23 protein-coding genes are annotated in these 25,357 nt (G+C 55.8%); 11 read left to right on the forward strand and 12 right to left on the reverse strand.

Going from position 1 to position 25,357, the window contains the following annotated elements; genetic code table 11:
• Positions 1-15 precede the first annotated feature (15 nt).
• Both B5F17_RS06200 and B5F17_RS06205 read right to left on the reverse strand, forming a co-directional pair.
• On the reverse strand, positions 16-711 hold the full coding sequence (locus B5F17_RS06200) for a DUF4956 domain-containing protein (RefSeq protein ID WP_087371961.1): 696 nt from the start codon (positions 709-711) through the stop codon (positions 16-18).
• The gene (locus tag B5F17_RS06205; RefSeq protein WP_087371964.1) at positions 704-1,420 is read right to left on the reverse strand and encodes a polyphosphate polymerase domain-containing protein; all 717 of its coding nucleotides are present in this window, start codon (positions 1,418-1,420) and stop codon (positions 704-706) included. Before B5F17_RS06205 ends, B5F17_RS06200 begins: the two co-directional genes overlap by 8 nt.
• Before the next feature lie 224 nt (positions 1,421-1,644).
• On the opposite strand from B5F17_RS06205, the gene B5F17_RS06210 reads away from it, so the two are divergent.
• The 4 genes from B5F17_RS06210 to B5F17_RS06225 all read left to right on the forward strand — a co-directional run bounded on the left by B5F17_RS06210 (position 1,645) and on the right by B5F17_RS06225 (position 6,696).
• Complete coding sequence (locus B5F17_RS06210; protein ID WP_087371967.1) at positions 1,645-2,322, forward strand: response regulator transcription factor; 678 nt, start codon at positions 1,645-1,647, stop codon at positions 2,320-2,322.
• A complete protein-coding gene (locus B5F17_RS06215) occupies positions 2,319-3,590 on the forward strand; it encodes a sensor histidine kinase (protein ID WP_087371972.1) in 1,272 nt (423 codons plus the stop codon). The genes B5F17_RS06210 and B5F17_RS06215 overlap by 4 nt, the downstream gene beginning before the upstream one ends.
• Before the next feature lie 79 nt (positions 3,591-3,669).
• Positions 3,670-4,728, forward strand: coding sequence for a S1C family serine protease (locus B5F17_RS06220; RefSeq protein WP_087371975.1), 1,059 nt, complete (start codon positions 3,670-3,672; stop codon positions 4,726-4,728).
• Positions 4,729-5,109: 381 nt separating this feature from the next.
• A complete protein-coding gene (locus B5F17_RS06225) occupies positions 5,110-6,696 on the forward strand; it encodes a recombinase family protein (protein WP_242968711.1) in 1,587 nt (528 codons plus the stop codon).
• Here B5F17_RS06225 and B5F17_RS06230 read toward each other — a convergent pair.
• A complete protein-coding gene (locus B5F17_RS06230; protein WP_016146938.1) occupies positions 6,675-6,854 on the reverse strand; it encodes an alpha/beta-type small acid-soluble spore protein in 180 nt (59 codons plus the stop codon). The two genes, B5F17_RS06225 and B5F17_RS06230, sit on opposite strands and share 22 nt — an antisense overlap.
• Positions 6,855-7,068: 214 nt before the next feature.
• Here B5F17_RS06230 and B5F17_RS06235 point away from each other — a divergent pair, with 214 nt between their 5' ends.
• Both B5F17_RS06235 and B5F17_RS06240 read left to right on the forward strand, forming a co-directional pair.
• Positions 7,069-7,446, forward strand: a complete 378-nt coding sequence (locus tag B5F17_RS06235) for a RidA family protein (protein ID WP_016146937.1) — start codon at positions 7,069-7,071, stop codon at positions 7,444-7,446.
• 123 nt (positions 7,447-7,569) lie between these two features.
• The gene (locus B5F17_RS06240) at positions 7,570-8,925 is read left to right on the forward strand and encodes a sodium-dependent transporter (RefSeq protein WP_087371982.1); all 1,356 of its coding nucleotides are present in this window, start codon (positions 7,570-7,572) and stop codon (positions 8,923-8,925) included.
• A gap of 54 nt (positions 8,926-8,979) precedes the next feature.
• Here B5F17_RS06240 and trxB read toward each other — a convergent pair whose 3' ends face one another.
• From trxB to B5F17_RS06255, 3 genes are all read right to left on the reverse strand, one after another.
• Positions 8,980-9,906 carry a thioredoxin-disulfide reductase gene (gene trxB / locus B5F17_RS06245; protein WP_087371983.1) on the reverse strand — a complete coding sequence of 309 codons (927 nt, stop codon included), beginning with the start codon at positions 9,904-9,906 and terminating at the stop codon, positions 8,980-8,982.
• Between the two features lie 17 nt (positions 9,907-9,923).
• A complete protein-coding gene (trxA, locus tag B5F17_RS06250) occupies positions 9,924-10,235 on the reverse strand; it encodes a thioredoxin (RefSeq protein WP_087371985.1) in 312 nt (103 codons plus the stop codon).
• Between the two features lie 127 nt (positions 10,236-10,362).
• A complete protein-coding gene (locus B5F17_RS06255) occupies positions 10,363-10,941 on the reverse strand; it encodes an HdeD family acid-resistance protein (RefSeq protein WP_087371987.1) in 579 nt (192 codons plus the stop codon).
• A gap of 255 nt (positions 10,942-11,196) precedes the next feature.
• Between B5F17_RS06255 and B5F17_RS06260 the strand changes: the two genes are divergently transcribed.
• The 4 genes from B5F17_RS06260 to B5F17_RS06275 all read left to right on the forward strand — a co-directional run bounded on the left by B5F17_RS06260 (position 11,197) and on the right by B5F17_RS06275 (position 15,114).
• Positions 11,197-12,555: an MATE family efflux transporter gene (locus B5F17_RS06260; protein ID WP_040332696.1), complete on the forward strand. Its 1,359-nt coding sequence runs from the start codon at positions 11,197-11,199 to the stop codon at positions 12,553-12,555.
• A 178-nt stretch (positions 12,556-12,733) separates the two neighbouring features.
• Positions 12,734-13,198, forward strand: coding sequence for a MarR family winged helix-turn-helix transcriptional regulator (locus B5F17_RS06265; protein ID WP_087371990.1), 465 nt, complete (start codon positions 12,734-12,736; stop codon positions 13,196-13,198).
• A gap of 5 nt (positions 13,199-13,203) precedes the next feature.
• A complete protein-coding gene (locus B5F17_RS06270) occupies positions 13,204-14,631 on the forward strand; it encodes an MATE family efflux transporter (RefSeq protein WP_087371993.1) in 1,428 nt (475 codons plus the stop codon).
• Between the two features lie 102 nt (positions 14,632-14,733).
• Positions 14,734-15,114: a MerR family transcriptional regulator gene (locus tag B5F17_RS06275; protein ID WP_087371996.1), complete on the forward strand. Its 381-nt coding sequence runs from the start codon at positions 14,734-14,736 to the stop codon at positions 15,112-15,114.
• A 47-nt stretch (positions 15,115-15,161) separates the two neighbouring features.
• On the opposite strand, the gene nspC is transcribed toward B5F17_RS06275, so the two are convergent.
• The 6 genes from nspC to speD are packed head-to-tail and all read right to left on the reverse strand — an operon-like array spanning position 15,162 to position 21,514.
• A complete protein-coding gene (gene nspC, locus B5F17_RS06280) occupies positions 15,162-16,280 on the reverse strand; it encodes a carboxynorspermidine decarboxylase (RefSeq protein ID WP_087372000.1) in 1,119 nt (372 codons plus the stop codon).
• On the reverse strand, positions 16,280-17,539 hold the full coding sequence (locus B5F17_RS06285; protein ID WP_087372001.1) for a saccharopine dehydrogenase family protein: 1,260 nt from the start codon (positions 17,537-17,539) through the stop codon (positions 16,280-16,282). The genes nspC and B5F17_RS06285 overlap by 1 nt, the downstream gene beginning before the upstream one ends.
• A 47-nt stretch (positions 17,540-17,586) precedes the next feature.
• On the reverse strand, positions 17,587-18,444 hold the full coding sequence (speB, locus tag B5F17_RS06290; RefSeq protein ID WP_087372004.1) for an agmatinase: 858 nt from the start codon (positions 18,442-18,444) through the stop codon (positions 17,587-17,589).
• Positions 18,425-19,288, reverse strand: a complete 864-nt coding sequence (gene speE, locus B5F17_RS06295) for a polyamine aminopropyltransferase (protein WP_087372007.1) — start codon at positions 19,286-19,288, stop codon at positions 18,425-18,427. The genes speB and speE overlap by 20 nt, the downstream gene beginning before the upstream one ends.
• A gap of 1 nt (position 19,289) precedes the next feature.
• Positions 19,290-20,747, reverse strand: a complete 1,458-nt coding sequence (locus tag B5F17_RS06300) for an aminotransferase class I/II-fold pyridoxal phosphate-dependent enzyme (protein ID WP_087372010.1) — start codon at positions 20,745-20,747, stop codon at positions 19,290-19,292.
• 14 nt (positions 20,748-20,761) lie between these two features.
• The gene (gene speD, locus B5F17_RS06305; RefSeq protein WP_016146923.1) at positions 20,762-21,514 is read right to left on the reverse strand and encodes an adenosylmethionine decarboxylase; all 753 of its coding nucleotides are present in this window, start codon (positions 21,512-21,514) and stop codon (positions 20,762-20,764) included.
• A gap of 736 nt (positions 21,515-22,250) precedes the next feature.
• Here speD and B5F17_RS06310 point away from each other — a divergent pair.
• The gene (locus B5F17_RS06310) at positions 22,251-25,340 is read left to right on the forward strand and encodes an alpha-mannosidase (RefSeq protein WP_162608103.1); all 3,090 of its coding nucleotides are present in this window, start codon (positions 22,251-22,253) and stop codon (positions 25,338-25,340) included.
• Positions 25,341-25,357: the final 17 nt, after the last annotated feature.

The following is a 25,357-nucleotide window of genomic DNA, read 5'->3' on the forward strand; positions in this document are numbered from 1 at the left end:
TCGAATCCTTTCTTTTTACAGAGTAGCCACGGTGTTGTCCGGGTGTCCCAGAGAGATTTCCAGATTACCATTGCGCAGCCGCAGCTGATCGATGAAGTTTTTTTGCTGGGCGGGGTCTTTCAGCGTCAGGTCGTAGGTCAGCTTGAACAGGCTGCCCATGTTGGTGGTTTTCACTTGGGTGAGCGCATGGCAGCGCGTGTATTCGGTCAGGATTGGGTCAAACACTCCGACATAATCCAGATCTTCCGGAATGGTGATGTGCAGGGTACACTCGGTAATATCGCCCGTCTGGGAGCGGAGACTGATTGCATTGTAAACCATCATGGCGACGCCCAGAATCAAAGTAAACAGAACGCCGTAGCCCAGATAGCCCATGCCGGTGATCAGTCCGGTGCCCATGGCCACAAACAATGCTGCAATCTCTCGGGCAGAGCCGGGAGCGGAGCGGAAACGTACCAGATTGAAGGCTCCGGCTACCGCCACACCGGTTCCCACATTGCCGTTGACCATCATAATCACCACGCACACTACGGCGGGAAGGATTGCCAGAGTAACCATGAGACTCCGACTGAACCGGGAACGCCACATGGTCATGCCGCACAGCAGCAATCCCAGAAGCAGAGACACTCCTACGCATAGCAGAAAGTTGCCAGGGGAAATGATAATGGTCAGTGAAGTGTCAAATAATCCACGAAAAAATGATTCAAGCATATTTTTGTTCTCCTCTTTGTCCAGTGAGTATGATGTCCTGATAAACTGTGCCGTATTTGGAAAATGATGTTTTGAAAATCCCTTGCTCAGACAGTACATGCGTCATCCAAAGGGGAATCCCGCCGGCTGCCTTGACTTCCATCAAGACCTGACCCGGGGCGAGAATTGGGATACCTCGGGTGTCGGAATCCAGTGTCAGATTTTCTTGACGGTAACGAATTTCAGAGTCAAAGGTCACACGAAAGTCCTCGCCCTTCACGCCGCGGAAGCAATCGCGCTCATAGGAGAGAAATACCGCAGGATGCAGCGCTTTGTAAAAGTCCGCAGCATACGCCAGTTCTGCACCAATCTGGCTGTCTGGCCAGGGCTGGGTTCCGGACACACATCCCAGCGCTCGATTCTGGGGCATGGAGATGCGGCGCTTGTATACCACAGAGCGGTACTTCTTTTTCAGTTCCACAAACACCGGTGCGTCTGCACTCGCCCGACCGTAGCTGCGCACCCGGATTTTCTCTTTATAGACCGGTTTCTCCAGACTGCGGCGGATGAGCCGGAAGTCCGGGGTGTCCAGATACAAATTGCGGATGGAGCTGTGACTGTATTCGTCAGGCACCATATGGGGTGCCATGGCGGTCAGCAGGGTATGCAGCTGACGCGTGCTGATTAAATATTTGAATTCATATCGCTGAAAGACCATCTGGTTTTTCATTTGCGAGGCCTCCTTTTGAAATATTGCAAAGTCAGTGTAAAAAACGAACCCTAACTGAACTTTAAAAGAGCGGTGTTTTTTTATGAATAAATTTTAAAGTTGCGAGGCCGTCTGTGCGGAGCGGATGACAGTTTTTGTAACCTGTGCTATGATTTTAATTAGAGTTAAGGCAGAGGTGATACACTGTCCTTATCATATAGCATATAAAGAGAGAAGGCGATGACATGCGAATTTTGCTGGCAGAGGATGAGCGATCTTTGTCCAGAGCGGTGTGCGCTCTGCTGGAGAAAAACAACTATTCGGTAGATGCGGTATATGACGGTCAGGAGGCGCTGGATTTTCTGGAGAGCGGAAACTATGACGCTGTGATTTTGGATATTATGATGCCCAAGCTGGACGGGTTGGAGGTGCTGCGGCGGCTGCGGCAGAAAGGAAATCCGATTCCGGTACTGATGCTCACGGCAAAATCAGAGGTAGAGGACAAGGTGACCGGTTTGGATATGGGCGCCAATGACTATCTGACCAAGCCTTTTTCTACGGCTGAGCTGATGGCTCGTATCCGGGCCATGACCCGCAGCCAGACCGGCGGACAGATAACCAGCCGTCTAACATGGGGCAATATTACGCTGGACCAGACGACCTTTGAACTGTCCTCGCCCCACGGCAGCTTCCGTCTGGCCAATAAGGAATATCAGATGATGGAGCTGCTGCTTCGCAATCCGCGGCAGCTCATTCCCACAGAGCGTTTTTTGGAGCGAATCTGGGGCTATGACAGCGATGTGGAGCTGAATGTGGTGTGGGTGTACATCTCTTACCTGCGCAAAAAGCTGGCAGCGCTTCAGGCGAACATTCAGATCAAAGCGACCCGAAATGCGGGCTATTCTCTGGAGGAACGGCCATGATTAAACGCCTTCGACGCAAGCTCATAGTTGCCTGTATGGTGTCCCTGACCATTGTTCTGGTTGTGATTCTGGGCGGCGTGAACCTGATGAGCTACACCAAGGTGGTCTGTGATGCGGATGCGGTACTGGCTCTGCTGCATGACAATGACGGTGTTTTTCCCAAGAATCATGGCAGACAGACTGCCGGGACGGTTCCACCGGATGGTGAGCTGCCGGGGAAAAAAGGTTCTTTGGGTCAGCGGGGACTGTCTCCTGAGACACCGTATGAGTCCCGTTTCTTCTCTGTCCGGTTGGATCAAGCAGGTCAGGTGATTGGAACCGACACAGATCAGATTGCCGCAGTGGACGAGGAGGAAGCAGCGGCTTGTGCCCAGAGTGTGTTTGCCTCTGGCCGCAGCTCTGGTTTTTTAGGGGATTACCGCTATCTGCTGTGCGAAGATGAACAGGGCAGTCTGATTATTTTTCTGGACTGTGGCCGCAGCCTTTCAGGGTTCCGAACGACACTGTTAACCAGTGTGCTGCTGGCATTGCTGGGGCTGCTGGCAGTTTTTGTACTGCTGCTGCTCCTGTCCAGACGTATGGTTCGACCGGTGGCGGAGAGCTATGAAAAGCAAAAGCGCTTCATCACCGATGCCGGCCATGAACTAAAGACCCCTATGACCATCATCAGCGCAGACGCCGATCTGGCGGAGATGGAGTGCGGAGAAAATCAGTGGATTTCAGATATCCGCCGTCAGGCGCAGCGGCTTACCGGCCTGACCAACGACCTGATCTATCTCTCCCGCATGGATGAGGAGCAGCCGAAGCTCCAGCGCATTGAGTTTCCCCTTTCTGATGTAGCCGAGGAGATGGCGCAGTCTTTCCAGTCGCTTGCGAAAAGTCAGGAGAAGGAATTTTCTGTGTATATCCAGCCGATGCTCCCGTTTACCGGGGACGAAAAGGCGATTCGGCAGCTTTTGTCCATTCTGTTGGATAATGCGCTGAAATATTCTCCTGTCGGTGGACATCTGGAGCTGCGGCTGGAGAAACAGGGAAGGGCAATTGTTCTGGCTGTGTCCAATACTTCCTCCCAACCGGTGGATCGGGACAAGCTGCCCCATCTTTTTGATCGGTTTTATCGCACAGACCAGTCCCGCAACAGCGAGACAGGCGGCTACGGTCTGGGATTGTCCATCGCCAGAAGTATTGTGCTGGCACACAAGGGCAAAATTCGGGCAGAAAGTGCGGATGGTCAGACGCTGACATTTTTGATTCACTTGCCTGCGTGATTTTTAATTATAATTATGGTTTCGGGTTTATCCTAGAGGCAGAAACAAACACAACCCCTATCGGAAAGGAGTCTGCCTTATGGATTACAAACATGATAAGAATACATGGCTTGAGACAAAAGCAAATTTACCCGAAATTTACCTGCCGAAGAAATATCCGCAGCACAAGCACCCGAGGCCGGTTCAGCGCTTTGTGTCGCTGGTACTCAGCGCAGCGCTGTTTGGAGGAGTTTCTGCCGGAGCCTTTTATGGTGTCAGCCAGCTATTCCCCGAGGAGGTCAATCTGGTTTCCGCGGACAGTCTGGCATCCGGCGAAGCGGTGCTGACCAACCTGTCTAGTACATCCTACGCTACCACGAGGTACGGCATGGACGTATCGGACATTGCCGCCGCTGCTTTGCCCAGTGTAGTGGCCATTACCAATATTTCAGTGCAGGAAGTGCAGAACTTTTTCAATCGCTTCGGCCCCAACGGTATGGGTCAGACCCAGCTGGAAGAGACAACCAGCTGCGGTTCCGGTATCATCATTGAAAACGACGGCACTTACCTTTACATTGTGACCAATGCGCATGTGGTGGAGGATGCGACTACACTGTCTGTAAGCTTTGTGGATAATTCGGTCTGTGAAGCGCAGCTGTGCGGCACGGACGAGACGGTTGACCTGGCGGTTCTGAAAATCGCGTTGTCTGACTTGTCTGCCGATACCCTTTCCCAGATTCAAGTCATAACCGTAGGTGACTCGGATGCGCTGGAGGTCGGAGAACAAGTGGTAGCCATTGGCAATGCATTGGGCTATGGACAGTCTGTCACTACCGGTATTGTCAGTGCGCTGAACCGCAGCCTGACCAGTGAAAACGGAACAACATCTACTTATATTCAGACAGATGCTGCCATCAATCCGGGCAACAGCGGTGGAGCCTTGCTGAATCTGGATGGACAGCTGATTGGAATTAACTCCGCAAAGCTGTCTGATACCGATGTCGAGGGCATGGGATATGCGATTCCCATTTCTGATGTAGCCGAGTTGATTGCGCAGCTGATGACACAGACTACCGAAACGGGAACCAACACAACCAGCAGCTCGCAGCAGACGGGCTGGATGACATCTGACTGGAGAAGCAAGCGGGTTTCCGGTTAATGGATTATGACCTGCAATGACGGGATTTCACGTTCCCGTATCATCAAGCAGGATAACATACACAACGACGAACAATTCTCAAACATACGGACAAAGCGCAGCTGTTCTTTTGCAGAAAACGGCTGCGCTTTTTTGATGAAAGTTTGGATGGATGGTATCTCATGCAGATTGCAGCCCAGACAGGACTGGATACACTTCTGCTGACCATTGGGCTGCATGAATTAGGTGATTTACTGACACCGTTCATTACCAGTAAATTAGAGTTTTTCTGCAAAAGCAATCGTGATATAATAATGATAAAACGAAACTGAAGGAGGAAAACTCGTGGACATTCATTCTGTGCGCCAACAGCTCAGAGGGCGGACCATATACGATATCCCTATGCGGGTGACCTACTATGCCCGTGTGTCCAGTGAGTCGGACGAGCAGCTGAATTCTCTGGGCAATCAGATCAGCTACTATGAGGACTTCATCCGCCGGAATACGGCATGGACGTTCGTGCAGGGCTATGTCGATGAGGGTCTGTCGGCGGCGACGACGCGCAAGCGTGAAAACTTCCATCGGATGATCGATGACGCCAAGCGCGACCTGTTCGATCTGGTTATTACCAAGGAGATCACGCGATTTGCGCGTAATACGCTGGATTCCATTCAGTACACCCGAGAGCTGCTGTCAGCCGGGGTAGGCGTATTCTTTCAGAACGATAACATCAATACATTAGATGAGGATTCCGAGCTGCGCCTGACCATCATGTCAGGTATCGCGCAAGACGAATTGCGCAAGCTGTCCAGCCGCGTCAAGTTCGGCCATCAGCAGGCGATCAAGAAGTCGGTCGTGCTGGGCAATAGTCGGATTTTTGGTTATATCAAAGACGGCGGACGACTGGTAATTGACGAGAGTGAAGCACCCATGGTACGCGAGCTGTTCGACCTGTACGCGACCGGACGGTATTCCATGAAGCAGCTCGAGACGCTGTTTTGGGAGCGCGGTTACCGCAATCACAACGGTAAAAAGATCGCGCACACGACCATGTCGGGCATCATCTCCAATCCCAAGTATAAGGGATATTATGTAGGCAACAAGGTCAAGGTCATCGACCTGTTTACCAAAAAGCAGAAGTTCCTGCCGCCGGAGGAATGGGTGATGTTCAAGGACGAGAGTGGGGCGATTGTCCCGGCGATCGTCACAGAAGACGTATGGGACGCGGCCAACGCCGTGCTCAAAAAGCGCAGCGAGGATGTCAAGAGCCGGCAGGGAATCTGCAACCACGCCAATCTGCTGACCGGTAAGCTGTACTGCACCTGCTGCGGCGCAGCTTATTACCGGCGAGACTCCAAGGGACGAGACGGCAGCAAAAACAGTAAGTGGGTATGCTCGGGCAAGATCAAGAATGGCGCAGCGTCCTGTGACTCCTTTGCCATCTATGAGGATGAGATCAAGCCGCTTCTGCTCGACGTATTCCGAGAGACCGCGCCTCTGGCTGAGAACATGGTTGAGGAGTATATCAAGCTGTATCAGCAGACCGTGCAGAGCGAGGACGTGAGCGAGAAGTGCGACGCACTGCGTCGGGTGATCGAGACCGCCGAAAAGAAGAAGCAGAAGCTACTGATGTTCAATGCGATGGGCGAGCTGTCCGATCAGGATTTTCTGTCCATGAACCGGCAGTGCACCAAGGAGATCGAGAACGCACAAAAAGAGCTTGCCGCGCTGGAAGCACAGCAAGCCTCGGATGCCGACTTTGCCCGTCAGATTGATACCATTCGCCGCGTGCTGCGCGATGCCGAGCGGGATGCAGCGCAGGGCGTTGTGACGAGTGAATTTGTCGGCAAGTATATTGATAAGATCTTTGTCACGCCCGAAGGCCCGGATACCATGCGCCTTGGCGTCAAGATTCTGACTGGCGACATGGTGGAGCGCAGCCTGGAACATCTCAAACGTCGTACGGGTCACACGTTCTTGACCATCTGACCGCCGATCGAGCCTGCCTGACGGGAAGTCAGCTCACCGTTGTAGCCTTCCTTGAGGTTTACGCCGACTTCAGCGGCAGCTTCCATCTTGAAGCGATCCATAGCGGCACGAGCTTCGGGGACAACCATCTGATTCGAGCTGTTCTTATTGTTAGTCATGATACATTTCTCCTTTTGTGTTTGTGTTTTTTGGGGTGTTGCTGTTAGTATTGTGACCCGCAGCCGCAGTAAATATGACGGCCAAATTCTTCCGAATCCGCCATATTCCATGGAAAAAACCAGATGACGGTCAAAACATTTTGTGCGCTATTGACAAAGCGATGTGAGCATGGTAAGGTTAAATAAGACTAGGCAAAAGAGAGGAGAAAATATTATGAAAAATATCATTCATTCGGCATTTGCACCGGCCGCGATCGGCCCGTACTCGCAGGCAGTTGAGGCAAACGGCCTGATCTACACTTCTGGTCAGCTGCCCATCAATCCCGAGACCGGCGCATTCCCGGCAGGTATTGCAGAGCAGACCAAGCAGTCGCTGCAGAACATCAAGGCAATCCTGGCAGAGGCTGGCGTTGGCATGGATCGCATCATCAAGACCACCGTTTTCCTGAGCGATATGGAGAACTTCGGTGCGATGAACGCTGTATACGCAACTTTCTTCCCCGAGGGTGACTGCCCGGCGCGTTCTGCGGTCGAGGTTGCACGTCTGCCCAAGGACGCACTGGTTGAGATCGAGGCAATTGCTGTTCGATAAATGACCGTGCGCGTGAGCGCAGTACATAGACATGAGATGTCCGCGGATTGTGCACATCATCCGCGGGCATTTTTTTAGAAACGAGGCGCAGGGGAGCCTGCGCAGGCAAAAGGGGTGTTTGATATGACCAAACAGCAGGGCGCAGCCGATGCTGCGCGCGATGCTTGGAGATCAAAATGGGGTTTTATCCTGGCGTGTATCGGCTCGGCGGTCGGTATGGGAAATATCTGGCTGTTTCCCAGCCGTGTTGCCAAGTACGGCGGCGCGTTTTTGATCGCGTATCTGATTTTTGACATTGTGATCGGCTTTTCGGGTGTCATCGGCGAGATGAGCTTCGGCCGTGCGGCACGTACCGGCCCGGTCGGTGCATTCGAGCAGGCATGCGCATCACGCGGTAAAAAGCGCGTGGGTACGGCGATCGGCATGCTGCCCATGGTGGGCGCATTGGCGCTCGCGATCGGCTATTCGGTCGTTGTCGGCTGGATTTTCAAGTACCTGTTCGATGCGTTTACCGGCTTGGCACTGGCCTATGGCGCGGACGTGAGCGACGTGTCGGGCTATGAACAGGCATTCGGTCAGACGGCCGCAGCCTTCGGTAACAATATGTGGCTGATCATCGCGCTGGTCGTGACCTTTGTCATCATGGCACTGGGCATCGCCGGCGGCATCGAGCGTGCCAACAAGATCATGATTCCGCTGTTCTATGCGTTGTTTATCGGACTGGTGATCTATGTCGGTTTCCAAGACGGCGCGTCCAACGGCTACCGCTGGATGTTTACCGTTGATCCCGAGATGCTCAAGAAGCCCGAAATGTGGGTTTACGCACTCGGACAGTCGTTCTTCTCGCTGTCGCTGGCGGGCAACGGTACCATTATCTATGGCTCGTACCTGTCCGACAAGGAAGATATCGTCAGCTCTGCATGGAAGGTTGCGCTGTTTGACACGTTGGCAGCCATGCTCGCCGCACTGGTCATCGTTCCGGCGATGGCTGCGACCGGACGCACCGCGTTTGACGGCGGCCCGGGTCTGATGTTCATTTATCTGCCCAACCTGTTTGCAGCCATGCCGGGTGGTCAGATTGTCATGATTATCTTCTTCCTGGCAGTCCTGATTGCGGGCTTGACCTCGCTGGTCAACCTGTTTGAGGCACCGGTTGCCACCTTGCAGGATCATCTGCATTTCAGCCGTGCTGGCGCGGTTGTCGTCATTGCAATCATCGGCTCGATCGTATCTCTATGCATTCAGGGTATTGTCTCCGACTGGATGGACTTTGTATCCATCTACGTGTGCCCGCTCGGTGCCGGTCTGGCCGGTATCCTGTTCGCGTGGGTCTGGGGACGCGAGAAGGTGGAGGACGCGGTCTCTCTGGGCAGAGCGCGCCGCGTCGGCGGTTGGTATTATCCGCTCTATAAATATGTGTTCTGCGGCCTGACCATGGCCGTCTTCCTGCTGGGTATCGCCTACGGTGGTATCGGCTGATGGAGAAATCAAAAGCGAGGCGTTATGCCTCGCTTTTTTGTGTCTGTATGGGGTTTAGAGCTGGTTGAGATATTCCTCGACGAACTTGGACGCGGTTGCACCGTCCGATGCTGCCGTGATGATCTGGCGCAGGGGCTTTACGCGTGCGTCACCGACCGCGAAGACACCGGGTACACTGGTGCGGGTGGTCTCGTCGGCAACGATGTAGCCCTGCTCGTCGAGCTCGACCTGACCGGCAATCAGTGCGGTGTCAGGCACACGGCCGATGGCGACGAACAGACCGTCGGTTTCCAGCGTGGATACTTCGCCGGTGACGCGGTCGGTCATGCCGATTGCGGTCAGCTGACCGTCGGGTGCGATCAGACGGTCGATCTGCTTGTTCCAGACAAACTCCAGATTGGAAGCCTTTTCCAGCGGCGCAAGATAGCTCTTGGTTGCGCGCAGGGTGTCGCGGCGATGTACCAGATAGACTTTCTTGCAGACCTTGGACAGCGACAGTGCGTCTTCGGCAGCCGAGTTGCCGCCGCCTGCGACAACGACCGTCTTGCCGCGGAAGAACATACCGTCGCAGGTCGCGCAGTAGGATACACCGCGGCCGCGCAGAGCATCTTCGTCCGGGATACCCAGCGGACGGGGAGAAGCGCCGGTTGCCAGAATGACCGTGCGGCCAAATACGTCGCCTGCGCTGGTGGTGATGCGCTTGGGCTGCGCGGTCAGGTCAAGTGCGGTCACTTCTGCGTACTCGGTCTCAGCGCCAAAACGCTCGGCACCGCGCTGCATTTTTTCTGCCAGTTCAAAACCGTCAATGCCCTCGTCAAAACCGGGGTAGTTGTCTACCTGGGTCGTGGTTGCCATCTGTCCGCCGGCGGACAGCTTTTCCAGTACCAGCGTGCTCAGGCCGGCGCGGACACAGTAGAGTGCTGCGGCGTAGCCGCCCGGGCCGCCGCCGATGATGACAACGTCATAGGTCGAATGCTTCATGGAATAAACCCTCCTGTTCAGCCGCGCTGTGCGGCGATCCAATCTTCAAGCTGTGCCTGCGAACCGGGTGCGATCAGCTTGTCGCCATGCGCACCGTTCTGGAACAGATAAAACGTCGGAATGACTTCAACGCCGAAGCGCTCAGCCAGCTCGGGCTGCTCGTCAATGTTGATCTTTGCGATCACGACATCGCTCTGACCGTCCATGCGATCGAGGACGGGAGAGATGCGGCGGCAGTAGACACACCAGGGTGCCCAGAAATCGACCAAAACCGGACGGTCGGACTGTAAAACTTCCTGTTCAAAATTCTCTTTGGTCAGCGTCAACATAGTGATACCTCCACAATCTTTCTCTACGGCGGGATGCCGGAATATTTTTTGTTTGATGCTGTACTTAGTATACCCGATCGGGAGAGATTTTACCGTGACCATGTCACACAATGCGGGGAAAATTTTTTTAGCGATAGCGGCTGCCGTTCCAGGGATCGTCGGAATGGCTGTCACGACGCGCATAGAGGGCTGCAACCAGTGCGCAGGCACCGTCTGCGATCAGACCGATGCCGAAAAAGCGGATGAGCATGCTGGTGACGCCGAAGGGGTCCGTGAGCATGATGATGCCCAGAATGAGCGGCAGCAGGGTGGAGACCAGAACGGGAACACGGCCGGGCAGACCGAGCTGGAAGGCATCGATGGTCATAGGCAGACGGGCGAGTGCGTCAATCAACAGCAGAATGCCCAGCATGACGGGCAGGAAAGACAGGATGATGCGCCAGCCGAACAGGCAGAACAGACCGATGATCAGAAAGAGGATACCGAGCAGTTTGTCGCTGGTGTACGTCCAGCCGCGGCGCTTGGCGCGGAAATAGCGCAGAAGCTGTGCGAAGGCGTAGACGAAAGCGCCGATGGACAGCGCCAGACAGAACAGCCGGCCGGTCATACCCGGATAGAGGATCAGGGGAATGCCGAATACCATATACAAAATGGGAATCAAAATGGAGTCGGGGCGACGACCGCCGCCGGAAAAGGATACAAACATAATACGTGCCTCCTTGCGTGGGTGGAATACACAGATATTGTATCACGGCGGTAGTCAAAACACCAGATATTTACACGCATACAGGTGCATAAGGTGCAAGTTTCAATAAACAGATGGAGCACGGAAAAAGGACTGTCATCCTGACGAAGGAGGGCGGGAAAATCACGAAAAATTTGTATTTTTCGCGGCTTTGCGGAAGGGCGCGATGTGGCTATAATGGAGAAGATATCCGCGTTGGTTGGAAAGGGGAAGAACATGACCAAGACGATGACAGAGGGCGGCCCTGCCAAACTGATTTTTCTGTTTACACTGCCGCTTTTGGGTGGTAATCTATTTCAGCAATTCTATAATATGATGGACACGCTGATCGTCGGCCAGACACTGGGCGTTAATGCGCTGGCGGCGGTTGGCTGTACGGGAAGCATTATGTTTCTCATCATCGGCTTTGTACAGGGTATGACAGCCGGTTTATCCATCGAGACCGCACGGCATTTTGGTGCGAATGATCTGGAGAGTGTGCGGCGCAGCTTCGCGGCCAATATCGTGATTGGCGCAGTCGTGACCGTCATCCTGACCGCAATTTCGGTACCGCTGGCGCGTCCGATTCTGGTTGCCATGCAGACCCCGGCGGCCATTCTGGACGATGCCTATTTCTATATTGTTATTATCTATGCAGGCGTGTTTGCAGCTATGCTGTTTAATGTCCTGTCGAACGTCCTGCGCGCACTGGGCGACAGCCGGACACCGCTGCTGTTCTTGATTTTGTCCAGCATCGTAAACGTGGTGCTTGACCTGGTGTTCATCATTGTATTTAAGATGGGCGTTGCGGGCGCAGCGTGGGCGACCGTGATTGCACAGGTCGTTTCCGGCCTGCTGTGCGTCGTGTACATCGGCAAGAAGTTCCCCATGCTGCACGTGCGCCGTGACGATTTCCGTCTGACACGGGGCGAAATCTGGCAGCATGCAGTGATCGGTCTGCCGATGGGCTTTCAGGCCTCGATCATCGGCATCGGCGTCATCATTTTGCAGATCGTGCTCAATGCACAGGGTGAGCTTGCAGTTGCCGCTTACACGGCTGCACAGAAGATCGAGCAGATTGTCTGCTCGCCGCTCAGCTCGTTCGGCATGACCATGGCGACCTATGCCGCTCAGAACTACGGCGCAGGCAAGATCGCTCGTATCCGCACCGGTGTGCATCGCTGCGCGGCCATGTCGCTGGGCTATACTGCGGTCATCACCTGCATTGCGATTTTCGCCGGTGCACCGCTGGTATCGCTGTTCGTGTCCGATGCACCCGAGGTCATCGCGATGGCGGCAGAATACCTGCGCCTGACCAGCCTGTTCTACTGGACGCTTTCGCTGCTTTTCATCCTGCGCTATACCTTGCAGGGACTCGGACAGGGCATCGTGCCCACGATCGCGGGCATTATGGAGCTGGTCATGCGTGCGGTAGGCTGTATCGCACTGGCCGCACCCTTCGGTTTTGCGGGCATCAGCGTCGCTTACGCGCTGGCGTGGCCGGGCTCGCTCACGCCGCTGGTCATCTCCTATGTGCTGACCATGCGCCGTCTGCGCCGGAAGGAAAAAATCCTGCAAGCGGCCGCAGAGAAGTAATATTGTTGTGTGCAAAGACACGGTTTCTCATGCAGATACCGTGTCTTTTTTGCGTGAAATTGCCGATTTTTGCTGGAAAATAAAAAAATACAAATAAATAGTTGACTGCGCAACAATTTTGCCGTAAAATATCTTCCAGAAAGTTGACAACATAAACAATCATCAGGGGAGGATATCCATGGAACGGCAGTCGATCACCTTTCTCAAGTACATTTCCATCATCCAGCGCAATACCGGACGATATTTTGATTTGAATCTGGAAGCCGACCAGATCGGTTCGGGTCAGCAGTTTTTCCTGCTGCGCATCGCCGAGAATGAGGGCATTACCATGTACGACCTAGCGCGTATCGGCAGTTTTGACAAGGGCACGGTGACCAAGGCCGTGCAGAAGATGGTGCAGCAGGGATACGTGCGCATCGAGGTAGACGAGTACGATAAGCGCGTGCGCCATCTGTACATCACCGAGCAGGCACGCGGACTCATCGAGCGCGTATATGACCTGCGCGACAGCTGGAATGCGCAGATTACCGAGGGATTCACACCCGAAGAGCGCGAACAGGTTCTGCACCTGCTGGAACGCATGGCAAAGGGATCGTGCGATAGCCTGAGCAAATTGATCGAGAGCAAAGAGGAGGAGAAGTAAAATATATGAATACACAGAGCGCAGCACCTGTGCAGGAAGAAAACCCCTTAGGCACCCTGCCGGTCGGACGGCTGCTCATCAATTTTTCGCTTCCGGCGATTATTTCCTGCCTGATTAACTCCATTTATAACATCGTCGACCAGATTTTTATTGGTCAGGGCGTCGGCTATCTGGGCAACGCCGCGACGACGGTTGCCTTTCCGCTGATGACCATTCTGCTCGCCTTCGGTACCATGATCGGTGCGGGCAGCTCGGCGCACGCCGCCATTCGACTGGGTGAGCAGAACGAGCACGAAGCCCGTCAGGCACTCAACAACGCATTCAGCTTCACCATCGCACTCGGCCTTGTGCTCATGGCGCTCGGCCTGATCTTCCTGCAGCCCATTCTGACGCTGTTCGGTGCGACCGAGAACATCATGCCTTATGCCATCGACTATACGGGCATCATCCTGCTGGGTACCCCGTTTAACCTCGTCAGTATCGTGCTGTCCAACCTCGCACGTACCGACGGCCACCCGCGTATGTCCATGTACGGCATGCTGATCGGTGCAGCACTCAATACTGTACTTGACCCGGTTTATATTTTCGTGTTCCACTGGGGCGTTAAGGGTGCGGCCATCGCGACCATCACCTCGCAGATCATCTCGGCTGTTGTGCTGACGCTGTATTTTATCCGCCCGTCTAAGAACAATCCGCGACACATGCGCTTGGATCGCAAGCTGATGAAGCCCGATGCATCGCTCATCCTGCGTTTTCTGACGCTGGGTATCTCCTCGGGTATCACCCAGTCGGTCGCCTGCATCATGCAGGTAGTAATGAACAAGTCGCTCGTGTATTACGGCGATTTGGCATCCGGTATTTCGGGTGATATCGCACTGAGCGCCATGGGTGTTGTGACCAAGATCGCCATGATTATGGGTGCATTCGGCGTTGGTGTTGGTATCGGTGCACAGCCGATTCTGGGCTATAACCGCGGTGCACGTAAGTTCGACCGCATCCGCCGTACCTATCTGATGGCTGTCATTTTTGCCACCATCCTGATTTTTGTCTGCTGGATTTTCTGCCAGACCATGCCTGAAACCATCATCGGTATCTTTGGCGATGACAACGCAAGTTTCAGCGATTTTGCAGTCAAGTGCCTGCGGATTTACCTGTTCAGCATCTTCTGCGCGGGTTTCCAGATCGTCTCGACCAGCTATTTCCAGGCAACCGGACAGCCGCTTAAGGCATCCATCCTGTCTATGCTCCGTCAGCTTCTGCTGCTCATTCCGCTCATGCTCATTCTGCCGCTGTTCTTCGGCCTTAACGGTATTTTGTACTCGGCTCCCATCGCGGACGCAAGCTCGGCAATCATCGTCGCTTGCTTTATTGTGCCCGAGATGCGCAAGCTCAACCGTGCGGTGCATGAGGAGCATCTGTACGGCAAGGTGTAAGGAACAACGCTGTATGATCCCACGTTTTTGCGTGGGATCATTTTTTACTCTTGACTTGGAGTGTACTCCAGACGGTATACTAGAAAAAAGGAGGCGTATGTCGTGACCATTGCGGAAGTGAGTAAAAAATATGATATTTCGGCGGACACCCTGCGCTACTACGAGCGCATCGGACTGATTCCGCCTGTGTCGCGCAGCAAGAGCGGTATTCGAGACTATGACGAGAATGCGTGCAGCTGGGTGGAACTGATGAAGTGCATGCGCTCTGCCGGGGTGCAGATCGAAGCGCTCATCGAGTATGTCGCTCTGTTCCAGCAGGGACCGGATACCGCGCCCGCGCGCAAAGCCATTCTGATCGAACAACGTGACCAGCTCGTGCAGCGCATGGCAGATATGCAGCGCTCGCTCGATCGTCTCAACCAGAAAATCGCAAACTATGAGACCCAGCTGCTGCCGCGTGAGCAGGAAATGATGAGTTGGTAAAAAAGAAAGCCTCTGTGGGGATGAACCACAGAGGCTTTTGCTTATATTTAAGACAAACGCGTTTTGAAATCCTCGTATCCGAAGGACTTGATGAGCGTTTCCTTGCCCGACGCATCGCGCCAGACGATGGAGGGCAGACCCATACCGTTAAAGGTATTGGTCTTGACCATGGTGTACAGCGCCATATCGCCGAATACCACCTGATCGCCGATGTGCAGCGGCTGGTCGAAGGAGTAGTCACCGATCACGTCGCCCGCCAGACAGGTCGGGCCGCCCAGACGATAGGTGTGTTCTTTTTCGTTTGCCTCACCGCTGTTCAGGATGGGCGGACGATAGGGCATTTCCAGTACGTCAGGCATGTGGCAGGCCGCAGAAGCGTCCAGAATGGCGATATCCATGTCGTTGTGCATCACGTCGAGCACGCTGGACACTAGGAAACCGGCGTTCAGCACGACGGCCTCACCGGGTTCCAGATAGACCTCGACGTTGTAGGTTTCGCGCAGATGGGTGACGATGCGCACGAGCAGGTCGATGTCGTATCCGTTGCGGGTGATGTGGTGTCCGCCGCCCAGATTGAGCCACTTCATACCGTGCAGGTACTTGCCGAACTTTTCCTCGAAGGCCTGCACGGTGACTTCGAGCGCGTCCGCACCCTGTTCGCACAGCGTGTGGAAGTGCAGACCGTCCAGCATGGGCAGGATATCCTCGTCGAAGTTTGCAAGCGTGGTACCCAGACGGGAACCGGGCGAGCAGGGGTCATAAATGGCGTGGCCTTCCTGGGTCGAGCACTCGGGATTGAGGCGCAGACCGATGGACTTGCCGGCCGCCTTGGCCAGCGGGCCGAAGCGGCGAACCTGCGCGGGAGAGTTAAAGACGAAGTCGTCCGCGTAGGACAGCAGTTCCTCAAACTCGTCCGGGCGATAGGCCGGGCTGAAAACGTGGGTCTCGCCGCCAAAGTGCTCGTGACCCAGACGCGCCTCGTACAGACCGCTCGCCGTCGTGCCTGCGAGGTACTGGCGAATGATGGGATAGACCGAGAACATCGAGAATGCCTTCTGGGCGAGCAGGATCTTGCATCCTGCCCGCTCGGAGACGTCTTTTAAAATTTCCAGATTGTGCCGCAGCGCGGTCTCATCTACGACAAAGTAGGGGGTACGCATGGGCATCAGTCCACCAGTACCGGGTTATCGTTGATCTGCCAGGGCAGACCCCACTTGTTGAGTGCTTCCATGTACGGATCGGGATCGAACTCCTCGACGGTGTATACGCCGGGCTTGTTCCACTTGCCGGTCAGCAGCATCATCGCGCCGATCATTGCCGGAACACCGGTGGTGTAGGAGATGGCCTGCGAGCCGACTTCCTTGTAGCACTCCTGATGATCGCAGACATTGTAGATGTAAGCGGTCTTTTCCTTGCCGTCCTTCTTGCCGGTGAAGATACAGCCGATGTTGGTCTTGCCGACCGTACGCGGGCCCAGAGTTGCCGGGTCGGGCAGCAGCGCCTTGAGGAACTGGATGGGCACAATCTCGTGACCCTCGAACATCATGGGTTCGGTGGACAGCATGCCGACGTTTTCCAGACACTTCATGTGGGTCAGGTAGCTCTGGCCGAAGGTCATGAAGAAGCGGATGCGCTGAACGCCCGGGATGGTCTGTGCCAGCGACTCGATTTCCTCGTGGTGCAGCAGGTACATGTCCTTGTGGCCGACCTGATCGAAGTCGTACTCACGCTTGATGGACATGGCCGGGATCTCGACCCAGTGGCCGTCCTCCCAGTAGGAACCGGGTGCGGATACCTCACGCAGGTTGATCTCGGGGTTAAAGTTGGTTGCGAACGGGTAGCCGTGGTCACCGCCGTTGCAGTCCAGAATGTCGATGGTATCGATCTGGTCAAACAGGTGCTTCTGTGCGTAAGCGCAGTACGCCTGGGTAACGCCTGGGTCGAAACCGGAGCCGAGCAGCGCGGTCAGACCGGCCTTCTCGAACTTCTCGCGGTAGTCCCACTGGTAGGAGTAATCGAAGTATGCCGAGAAGCCAGCCTCCTCGCAGCGCTTCTCGTATCTTGCGCGCCATTCGGGATCGTTCAGATCTTCGGGCTCGTAGTTTGCGGTGTCCATGTAGTTAACGCCGCAGGCCAGACAAGCATCCATGATGGTCAGATCCTGATAGGGCAGGGCGATATTCATGACGAGATCGGGCTTGACGTCGTTAATGAGTGCGATCAGCTCGTCAACCTTGTCGGCATCGACCTGACGGGTGGTGATCTTGGTCTTGGTGGTGCCCTCGAGCTTTTCCTTGAGCGCGTCGCACTTGGACTTGGTGCGGCTTGCGATGCAGATTTCCTCAAAGACCTCGCTGTTCTGGCAGCACTTGTGGATTGCGACCGACGCAACGCCGCCGCAGCCGATGATTAAAACTTTTGCCATCGTAAAACGTCCTCCTTAAATGTTCGTATATGTGAGAATGCGGGATATTAGTAATCGGGGAAAGCGAGCAGCATTTCGCGAACCACCTTGCAGGCAACCGCGGTGGAAACACCGGAGGGGTCAAGGGTGGGCGCGAGCTCGTTGACGTCGCAGGCGACGATGTTGAGCTTGCTGCAAATGAGGGTGATCGCGGTGCGCAGCGCCTCGAAGGAGATGCCGCCGGCCTCGGGGGTACCGGTGCCGGGGAAGACCGACGGGTCGAGCACGTCCAGATCAAGGGTGAAGTAGACCGGCTTGCCTTGGAGCGCCTCGATGGTCTTTTCCAGACCTTCCAGATTGAACTTCTGGGTGGTTACATGGTCACGACCCCAGGCAAACTCGGCACGCTCGCCCGAGCGGATGCCGAACTGGAAGATACGTCCGTCACCGACAAGATCCCAGCAGCGGCGGATGACGCACGCGTGGGACAGGTTAGCGCCCAGATAGTCGTCGCGCAGGTCGGCATGTGCGTCCAGATGGATGATGTGCAGATCGGGGTAGCGCCCCGCGACCGCGCGCATGGCACCTAGCGTCACCAGATGCTCGCCGCCGAGCAGGAAGGGACGCTTGCCCGCGTCCAGAATCTCTTCGGTCTGAGCCTCAATGTCACCGAGCGCCTTTTCCGCGCTGCCAAAGCACAGTTCGAGGTCGCCCACGTCCAGCACGTGCGCGTCTTCCAAGTCACGATCCTGATAGGGGCTGTAGGTCTCTACGCCAAAGGACTCGTGACGGATGGCCGACGGGCCGAAACGCGTACCCGGACGGAACGAAGTGGTGGAATCGAAGGGTGCACCGAACAGGACGGTACGCGCTTCATCGGCAGGGCAGTCACAGCCCAGGAAGGTTTCAACGTTCGCTTTCAACATCTTTCAATAACTCCTCAACATAGGCGGGGATGTAGAACGCACCCTTGTGCAGGGTGGTCGTGTAGTATTTGCAGGACAGACCGTAGCCGTTCCAGCGGGCTTCGTCCAGATCCTTGAGCGGATGGTACTTTTTGGACGCGAAGCCGAACAGCCAGTGGCCGGACGGATAAGTCGGAATGTGCGCCTGATAGACGCGGCTGATCGGGAAGGACTCGACAATGCGCTTGTGTGCGCGCTGACAGGCGATGGCGTCCTCGTCGTAGAACGGGCTCTCGTGCTGGTTGACCATAATGCCGTCCTCGTGCAGCGCCTTGTAGCAGTTGCCATAGAACTCGCGGGTGAACAGTCCCTCACCAGGGCCAAACGGGTCGGTCGAGTCGACGATGATGAGGTCGTAAGCATCCTCACAGGTGCGCACGAACTTGAGACCGTCCTCGTAGTGAATGTGCACACGCGGGTCGTCCAGCCAGGGGCCTGCGGTCTTGGGCAGGTAAGCGCGGCAGACCTCGACAACGTCCGGGTCGATCTCGACCATGTCGATGTGCTCGATGTGTTCGTAGCGGGTCAGCTCGCGGATGACGCCGCCGTCACCGGCACCGATGACCAGCACTTTTTTGATGTTCGGATGTACAGCCATGGGCACATGCACGATCATTTCGTGATAGATGAATTCGTCCTTTTCGGTCAGCATCATATAGCCGTCCAGCGTCAGGAAACGGCCGAATTCGGGCGACTCAAAGACATCAATGCGCTGAAACTCGCTCTGACCGGCATAGAGCTGGCGGTCAACGCGGATGGACAGCTTGACATTGGGTGTGTGATGTTCGGAAAACCATAAATCCATATTAGTACCTTCCTTTGAGCACGTTGAGGCGGGTGATATCTGCGTCCTCCGGGCCGGTCATCGAGCAGCCCTTGTCCTTGGCATACACGATGTAGTCCAGAATTTCCCGGGTGATGCGCTCGCCGGGTGCCAGAATCGGGATGCCGGGCGGGTAGCACATGACAAATTCCGAGCAGACACGACCCTCGGTTTCCATGATGGGCAGGGACTCGTGCTCGGCGTAGAACGCATCCTGCGGCGAGACCGCAACGTCAGGCTCGATGTACTCCTGCTTCATCAGACCGGCTTCCGAGCCGCCGAAGCGGCGGCGCACCTCGGAGAGCGCGCTGACCAGCCGCTCGATCTCGCGCGGACGGTCACCGATGGACAGGTAAGCCAGAATGTTGCCGAGGTCACCGAACTCGATCTGAATGTCGTACTCGTCGCGCAGCAGATCATAAACCTCAATGCCGGCCAGACCGACTTGCAGGGTGTTGACCGACAGCTTGGTGGGGTCGAAGTCGTAAATGCTGTCGCCGTTGCACAGCTCACGCGAGAAAGCGTAATAGCCGCCGATGGCGTTGATCTCGCGGCGAGCGTACTCGGCAAGTTCTACCACGCGGGCAAAGGCTTCCTTGCCGCGCAGCGCCAGATTGCGGCGCGAAATGTCCAGACTGGACAAAAGCAGATAGGAGCCGCTGGTGGTCTGGGTGAGGTTGATGATCTGACGCACATGACCCTCGCTCATGGCAGGGCCGCACAGCAGCAGAGAGGACTGGGTCAGACTGCCGCCCGACTTGTGCATGGACACGGCGGCCATATCGGCACCGGCAGCCATCGCGGATACCGGCAGATTTTCACCGAAATAGAAGTGCGTGCCGTGGGCTTCGTCGGCCAGACACAGCATGCCGTGCGCGTGCGCCAGCTGTACGATGCGGCGCAGGTCGGAACAGATGCCGTAGTAGGTGGGGTTGTTGACCAGAATGGCCTTGGCATCCGGGTTTTCGCGGATGGCACGCTCGACGGCAGACACGCTCATGCCGAGCGGAATGCCCAGACGATCGTCGCAGGCAGGGTCAATGTAGACCGGAATGGCACCGCACAGAACCATCGCGCCCATGACACTGCGATGGACGTTGCGGGGCAGGATGATCTTTTCACCGCGCCCCACAGCCGACAACACCATGCTCTGTACCGCCGACGTCGTGCCGCCGACCATCAGGAAGGCGTGCGCTGCGCCGAAGGCCTCGGCAGCCAGCTCCTCAGCCTCACGGATAACCGAGACCGGGTGACAGAGGTTATCAAGGGGTTTCATGGAGTTGACGTCCATGCGGACGCACTGCTCACCCAGCAGGGCGGCGAGTTCGGGATTGCCGCGTCCCCGCTTGTGCCCGGGCACATCGAAGGGGACAACGCGCATTTTTTGGAAGGAGTCGAGCGCCTCGTAGATGGGCGCGCGCTCCTGAGACAACGGTTTCATGGGACGCACCTCGCTTAGTAGATATTGCGGCCGCTGAAAATTTCGATCATCTCGCGGCGGATATTATTCATGATTTCAAGCCGAACCATGGGCGGAAGCTCATACACGTCGGTCTTGAACAGGTAGTTTTGCAGGTCAATGTCCTTGAGCATCATCCGAGTGTGGAAGAGGTTTGCACTATAGACATTGATATCGACTGCGTCGTAGCGGCGCAGGGTAATGGGGTCGATGTAGTCCTGGATGGACGCGACCGGGTGATCCATAAAGAGCTTCTGACCGTTCATGTCGCGGGTGAAGCCGCGGACACGGTAGTCCATGGTGATGATATCCGAGTCAAACGAGCTGATGAGGTAGTCCAGCGTAGACAGCGGGGTGATCTCACCGCAGGTTGCGACGTCGATATCCACACGGAAGGTCGCCAGACAGGTTTCGGGGTGGTACTCGGGATAGGTGTGCACGGTGACGTGGCTCTTGTCGAGGTGTGCAACCTGAGTCTCTCCGGGGACCGGACGCTCGGCGATGAGGATGGTGACCGACGCACCCTGCGGTTCATAGTCCTGCTTGGAGATATTGAGCACGGTGGCACCGATCATGTCGGTGAGGTTAGTGAGGATGGTGGTCAGACGCTCGGAGTTGTACTGCTCATCGATGTAAGCGATGTAGTCCTGCTGTTCGCGCTCGGTTTTCGCGTAGCAGACATCGTAGATGTTGAAACTCAGGGCTTTGGTCAGGTTGTTGAATCCGTAAAGCTTTAATTTTTCCGCCATACCGCAGGCGCTCCTTCTCAAAACAGAATAAAAAAACAAGCAGGGTGCGGAAATGGCACACTGCTTGTAAAAAATCATATGGAAGGGGATGCCCGCGCGGCGGACTGATCCCAAAAATCCATGTGACAGATGGTTCTGTATAGAGAGTCTATATAGCAAATACTTACTTTTACTACTCTTATTGACCGTTTTACAAGTTGTGCACGCACTTCGCGTACCGGTTATAAAGTAACCAACTTATAAAATTGAGCTTTTAACTCAATCAATAATGGCGGCATTCGGCCGCCCCTCGGCAGTTGACCCGGCTGTCCGTATGGCCTTGCCCCGGAGAAAAACCGGGTGGTCAGAAGAAATATTTGCATGGATACAGAAAACATATATCACATGACAAGACAAGTATACGGTATTTCGCATCGGTTTGTCAAGGGGAAAAGCCAGAGCGGCAGGTAAAATCTGACAGAAAAAGCGGTAAATTTGGGGCGAAAGGGGATATTTGTGAGAAAGGCGTAAAAAACGCGCAAAAAGGGCGTGAAGCGCGAAACAGGGACAGAAACGGCGGTTTGCACAATCTGTTTGAGGCATGTTTATGCAGATGGGAAAAGTCAAAAAGAAACACATGCAATTGGGCGAAAAGCATGTATAATACCAGACAGAGGGAGTGATGCACTCCGGCTGCGGCCTTATGATAACCGCAGTCCAAAACACCCTGATCCCATTGTTTTGTTCTGGAGGAACTATGACACAGGAAAGACAGCTTGCGCGTGTGCTGGACAAGGCACACCGTTTGGAACACATCTATGAAGCCCGTATTTTTCACCGATTGGACGAAGTACCCATGCAGGCATTCTCCTGCCGGGAGCACCTGCGAAAACCACCCGCGGACGCGGCCTATCACCCGATTAAGGCCGGGGACGTATGGGGCGGAGAATGGGAAAACCTATGGCTGCACGGCACGTACACCGTACCCGCGCACCTGGCCGACCGTCCGCTCTATGTCATGCCGCGTCTGGGTGGCTGGGAAGGCTTTCTGTTTCTGGACGGCACCCCGCACGCGATTTTCACCAATAAATACACCACCGAGACCCACGGCAACCACTATGTTGCCCGCATTACGCCGGGCGTACCCGCGGGTACTGCCTTGCAGCTGGATTTTGAATACTACGCTGGACATTATATCCCGGGCTGCGCACCCTTTGAGGACAGCGGCCTGAAAGACTGCCGCCATACCTACGAGGGTGTGTACATTGCCGAGCGGGACGAGGAGATTCTGCGCTTTGTCATGGACTTGCGCGTGCTGAACAGCCTGGCCAAGGCCATGCCGCAGGACAGCTTCCGCCGTGGCGACGTGGTTCGCTGCCTGTATGACGTAGTCGGACTGTGCCCCACGGCTCCCGACGATGCCGACGAGTGGCGCAGCGGTCTGCGTGCTGCCACCCAACGCATGCAGCCGGTACTCGAGGCCAAAAACGCTGCGTCCGCACCCATTACGGCAGTCATTGGACACAGTCACATGGACACCGCTTGGCTGTGGCCGGTGGACGAGACCATCCGCAAGTGCGCACGCACCTACGCAAACGCTGTGCGCCTGATGGACGAGTACCCCGAGTACCGCTTTTTCCAAAGCTCGGCGTACCATACCGAGATGATTCGCCGTCATTATCCCGAACTGTTCGACAAGATGCGCGAGAAGATTGCAACCGGACAGTATGAGCCGGGTGGCGCGGTATGGGTCGAGTGCGACTGCAACATGGTATCGGGCGAGAGCTTGGTGCGCCAGTTCCTGTGGGGACAGAAGTATAACCAGAAACACTTCGGTCTGCGGTCGAATAATTTCTGGCTGCCGGATACCTTCGGCTATAACGCAGCCATTCCGCAGATCATGCGGGGAAGCGGCGTGAGATACTTTTTCACCACCAAGCTGTCCTGGAACGACACCAATATTTTCCCGCACGATACCTTCTGGTGGGAAGGACTGGACGGCAGCCGGGTATTCACCCACTTCAACGCCACCCACTGTGAGCCCGACCCCGAAACCCTGCTGCGCTACACCGTGGGCAATGATGACCCGACCTTTACGCAGGAGAGCAAGGACAAGCACGTCAGCCGCCGCAAGCTGATTGCCTACGGCTACGGAGATGGCGGAGGCGGACCGCAGTTTGAGCATCTGGAACTGGTACGCCGGGAGCACGATCTGGACGGCTGTCCGCGCACCGAGCACCGGTCGGTCGGGGAGTTTGCCGAGGAGATGGAGCGCAATGCGCACGACGTGCCGGTACATGCCGGAGAGCTGTACCTCGAATTGCACCGCGGCACGCTGACCAACCGCCACGAGATTAAGCGCAACAACCGCAAGGGCGAGGTGGCGCTGCACGATCTGGAAGGCTTAACCGTGCTGGATGCCATCGAGCGGGACGTGCCTGCCGATGATACGGCCATCCATCCGCTGATGGAAACGCTGCTCAAAAACCAGTTCCACGATATCTTGCCCGGCAGCTCGATCTCGCGCGTACACGAGGAGAGCATTGCCGAGATGCACCGCATGATCGCGGAGGCCAAGCAGCAGCAAAACGCGGTTATGAACGCCACAGGCGAGGGCGTGACCGTGTACAACCCGCTTGGATTTGCGCGCAATGACACAATTTACTTGCCCTTTGCCGCACCGGCATGGGGACAGACCTTTGAAAACGTCTTTGGTCAGACCGTGACCGCGATTGAGGGCGTAAGCCTTGCGCCGATGGAGACCTGTACCCTGAAAGACGGCGACCTGCACCCGGTGACCGACACCGTCTTTACGGTGACAGACGACGGACTGGAAACCCCGTTCTACCGTGTGACCTGGGGCGAAAACGGCGGTTTTGCCTCGCTCTTTGACAAGCGCGTGCGCCGAGAAGTGCGTTCCGGTCTGCCGCTCGGCACCTTTGTGCTGGCCGAGGACGTTCCGGCCAACTGGGATAACTGGGATGTGGACGCGGACACGGTCGAGGATCGTTTCCAGCCGACTGCCAAGCTGCTCAGCCGTACCTGTGTCAGTGTGGGCAGCAGTCAGGCACGTTTCCGCTGCACTTATCAACTCACCGCGCGCTCGACGCTCACGCAGGACGTGGTATTCTTCGCAAACCGTCCCGAGATCGTCTTTGAGACCCGCATGGACTGGAACGACAAACACCGCTTCTTAAAAGTTGCCTTTGATACCGACATCCACAGCCGTTTTGCCTCGCACGAAATCCAGTTCGGACACATCGAGCGCCCGACCACGCGCAACGGCTCGCGGGAGCAGGCTATGTTCGAGGTGTGCAACCACAAGTACACCGACCTTTCCGAGTCGCGTTACGGCTGTGCCGTGCTCAACGATGGCAAGTACGGCGTATCGGTGCGCGGCGGCAGCATCCGACTGTCCCTGCACAAGGCCGGATGCCGTCCTGACGCGACCGGTGACAGTGGTATCCACGATGTAACCTACGCCTTTTTGCCGCACACCGGTGCACTCAGTGCCCAGGCGGTCACCCATCCGGCATACTGCCTCAATGAACCCGTGCTGACCTTCCAGGGCATACGCCGCTTGCCCGAGGCACCGGTTACGACCGACTGTGACCATGTCATCATCGAGTCGGTCAAGCCTCTGCACGAGACCACAGCCCGTGCGCTGGTTGTCCGTCTGTACGAGTGCGAGGGTGCAGCCGATCACGCAGACCTGCGCTTTGCACCCTATATCCGCTCAGCTGCCCTGACCGACCTGCTTGAGGAGAACGAACAGCCGGTTGAGGTTCCCATGTGCACCTGTTCGTTCAGACCGTTCGAGATCAAAACGCTGGTATTAACATACTAAGTCGTTTGCCGGAAAAA

The organism is Butyricicoccus pullicaecorum (assembly GCF_002160355.1).
In the GTDB taxonomy this organism is placed as follows: Bacteria; Bacillota; Clostridia; order Oscillospirales; family Butyricicoccaceae; genus Butyricicoccus; species Butyricicoccus pullicaecorum.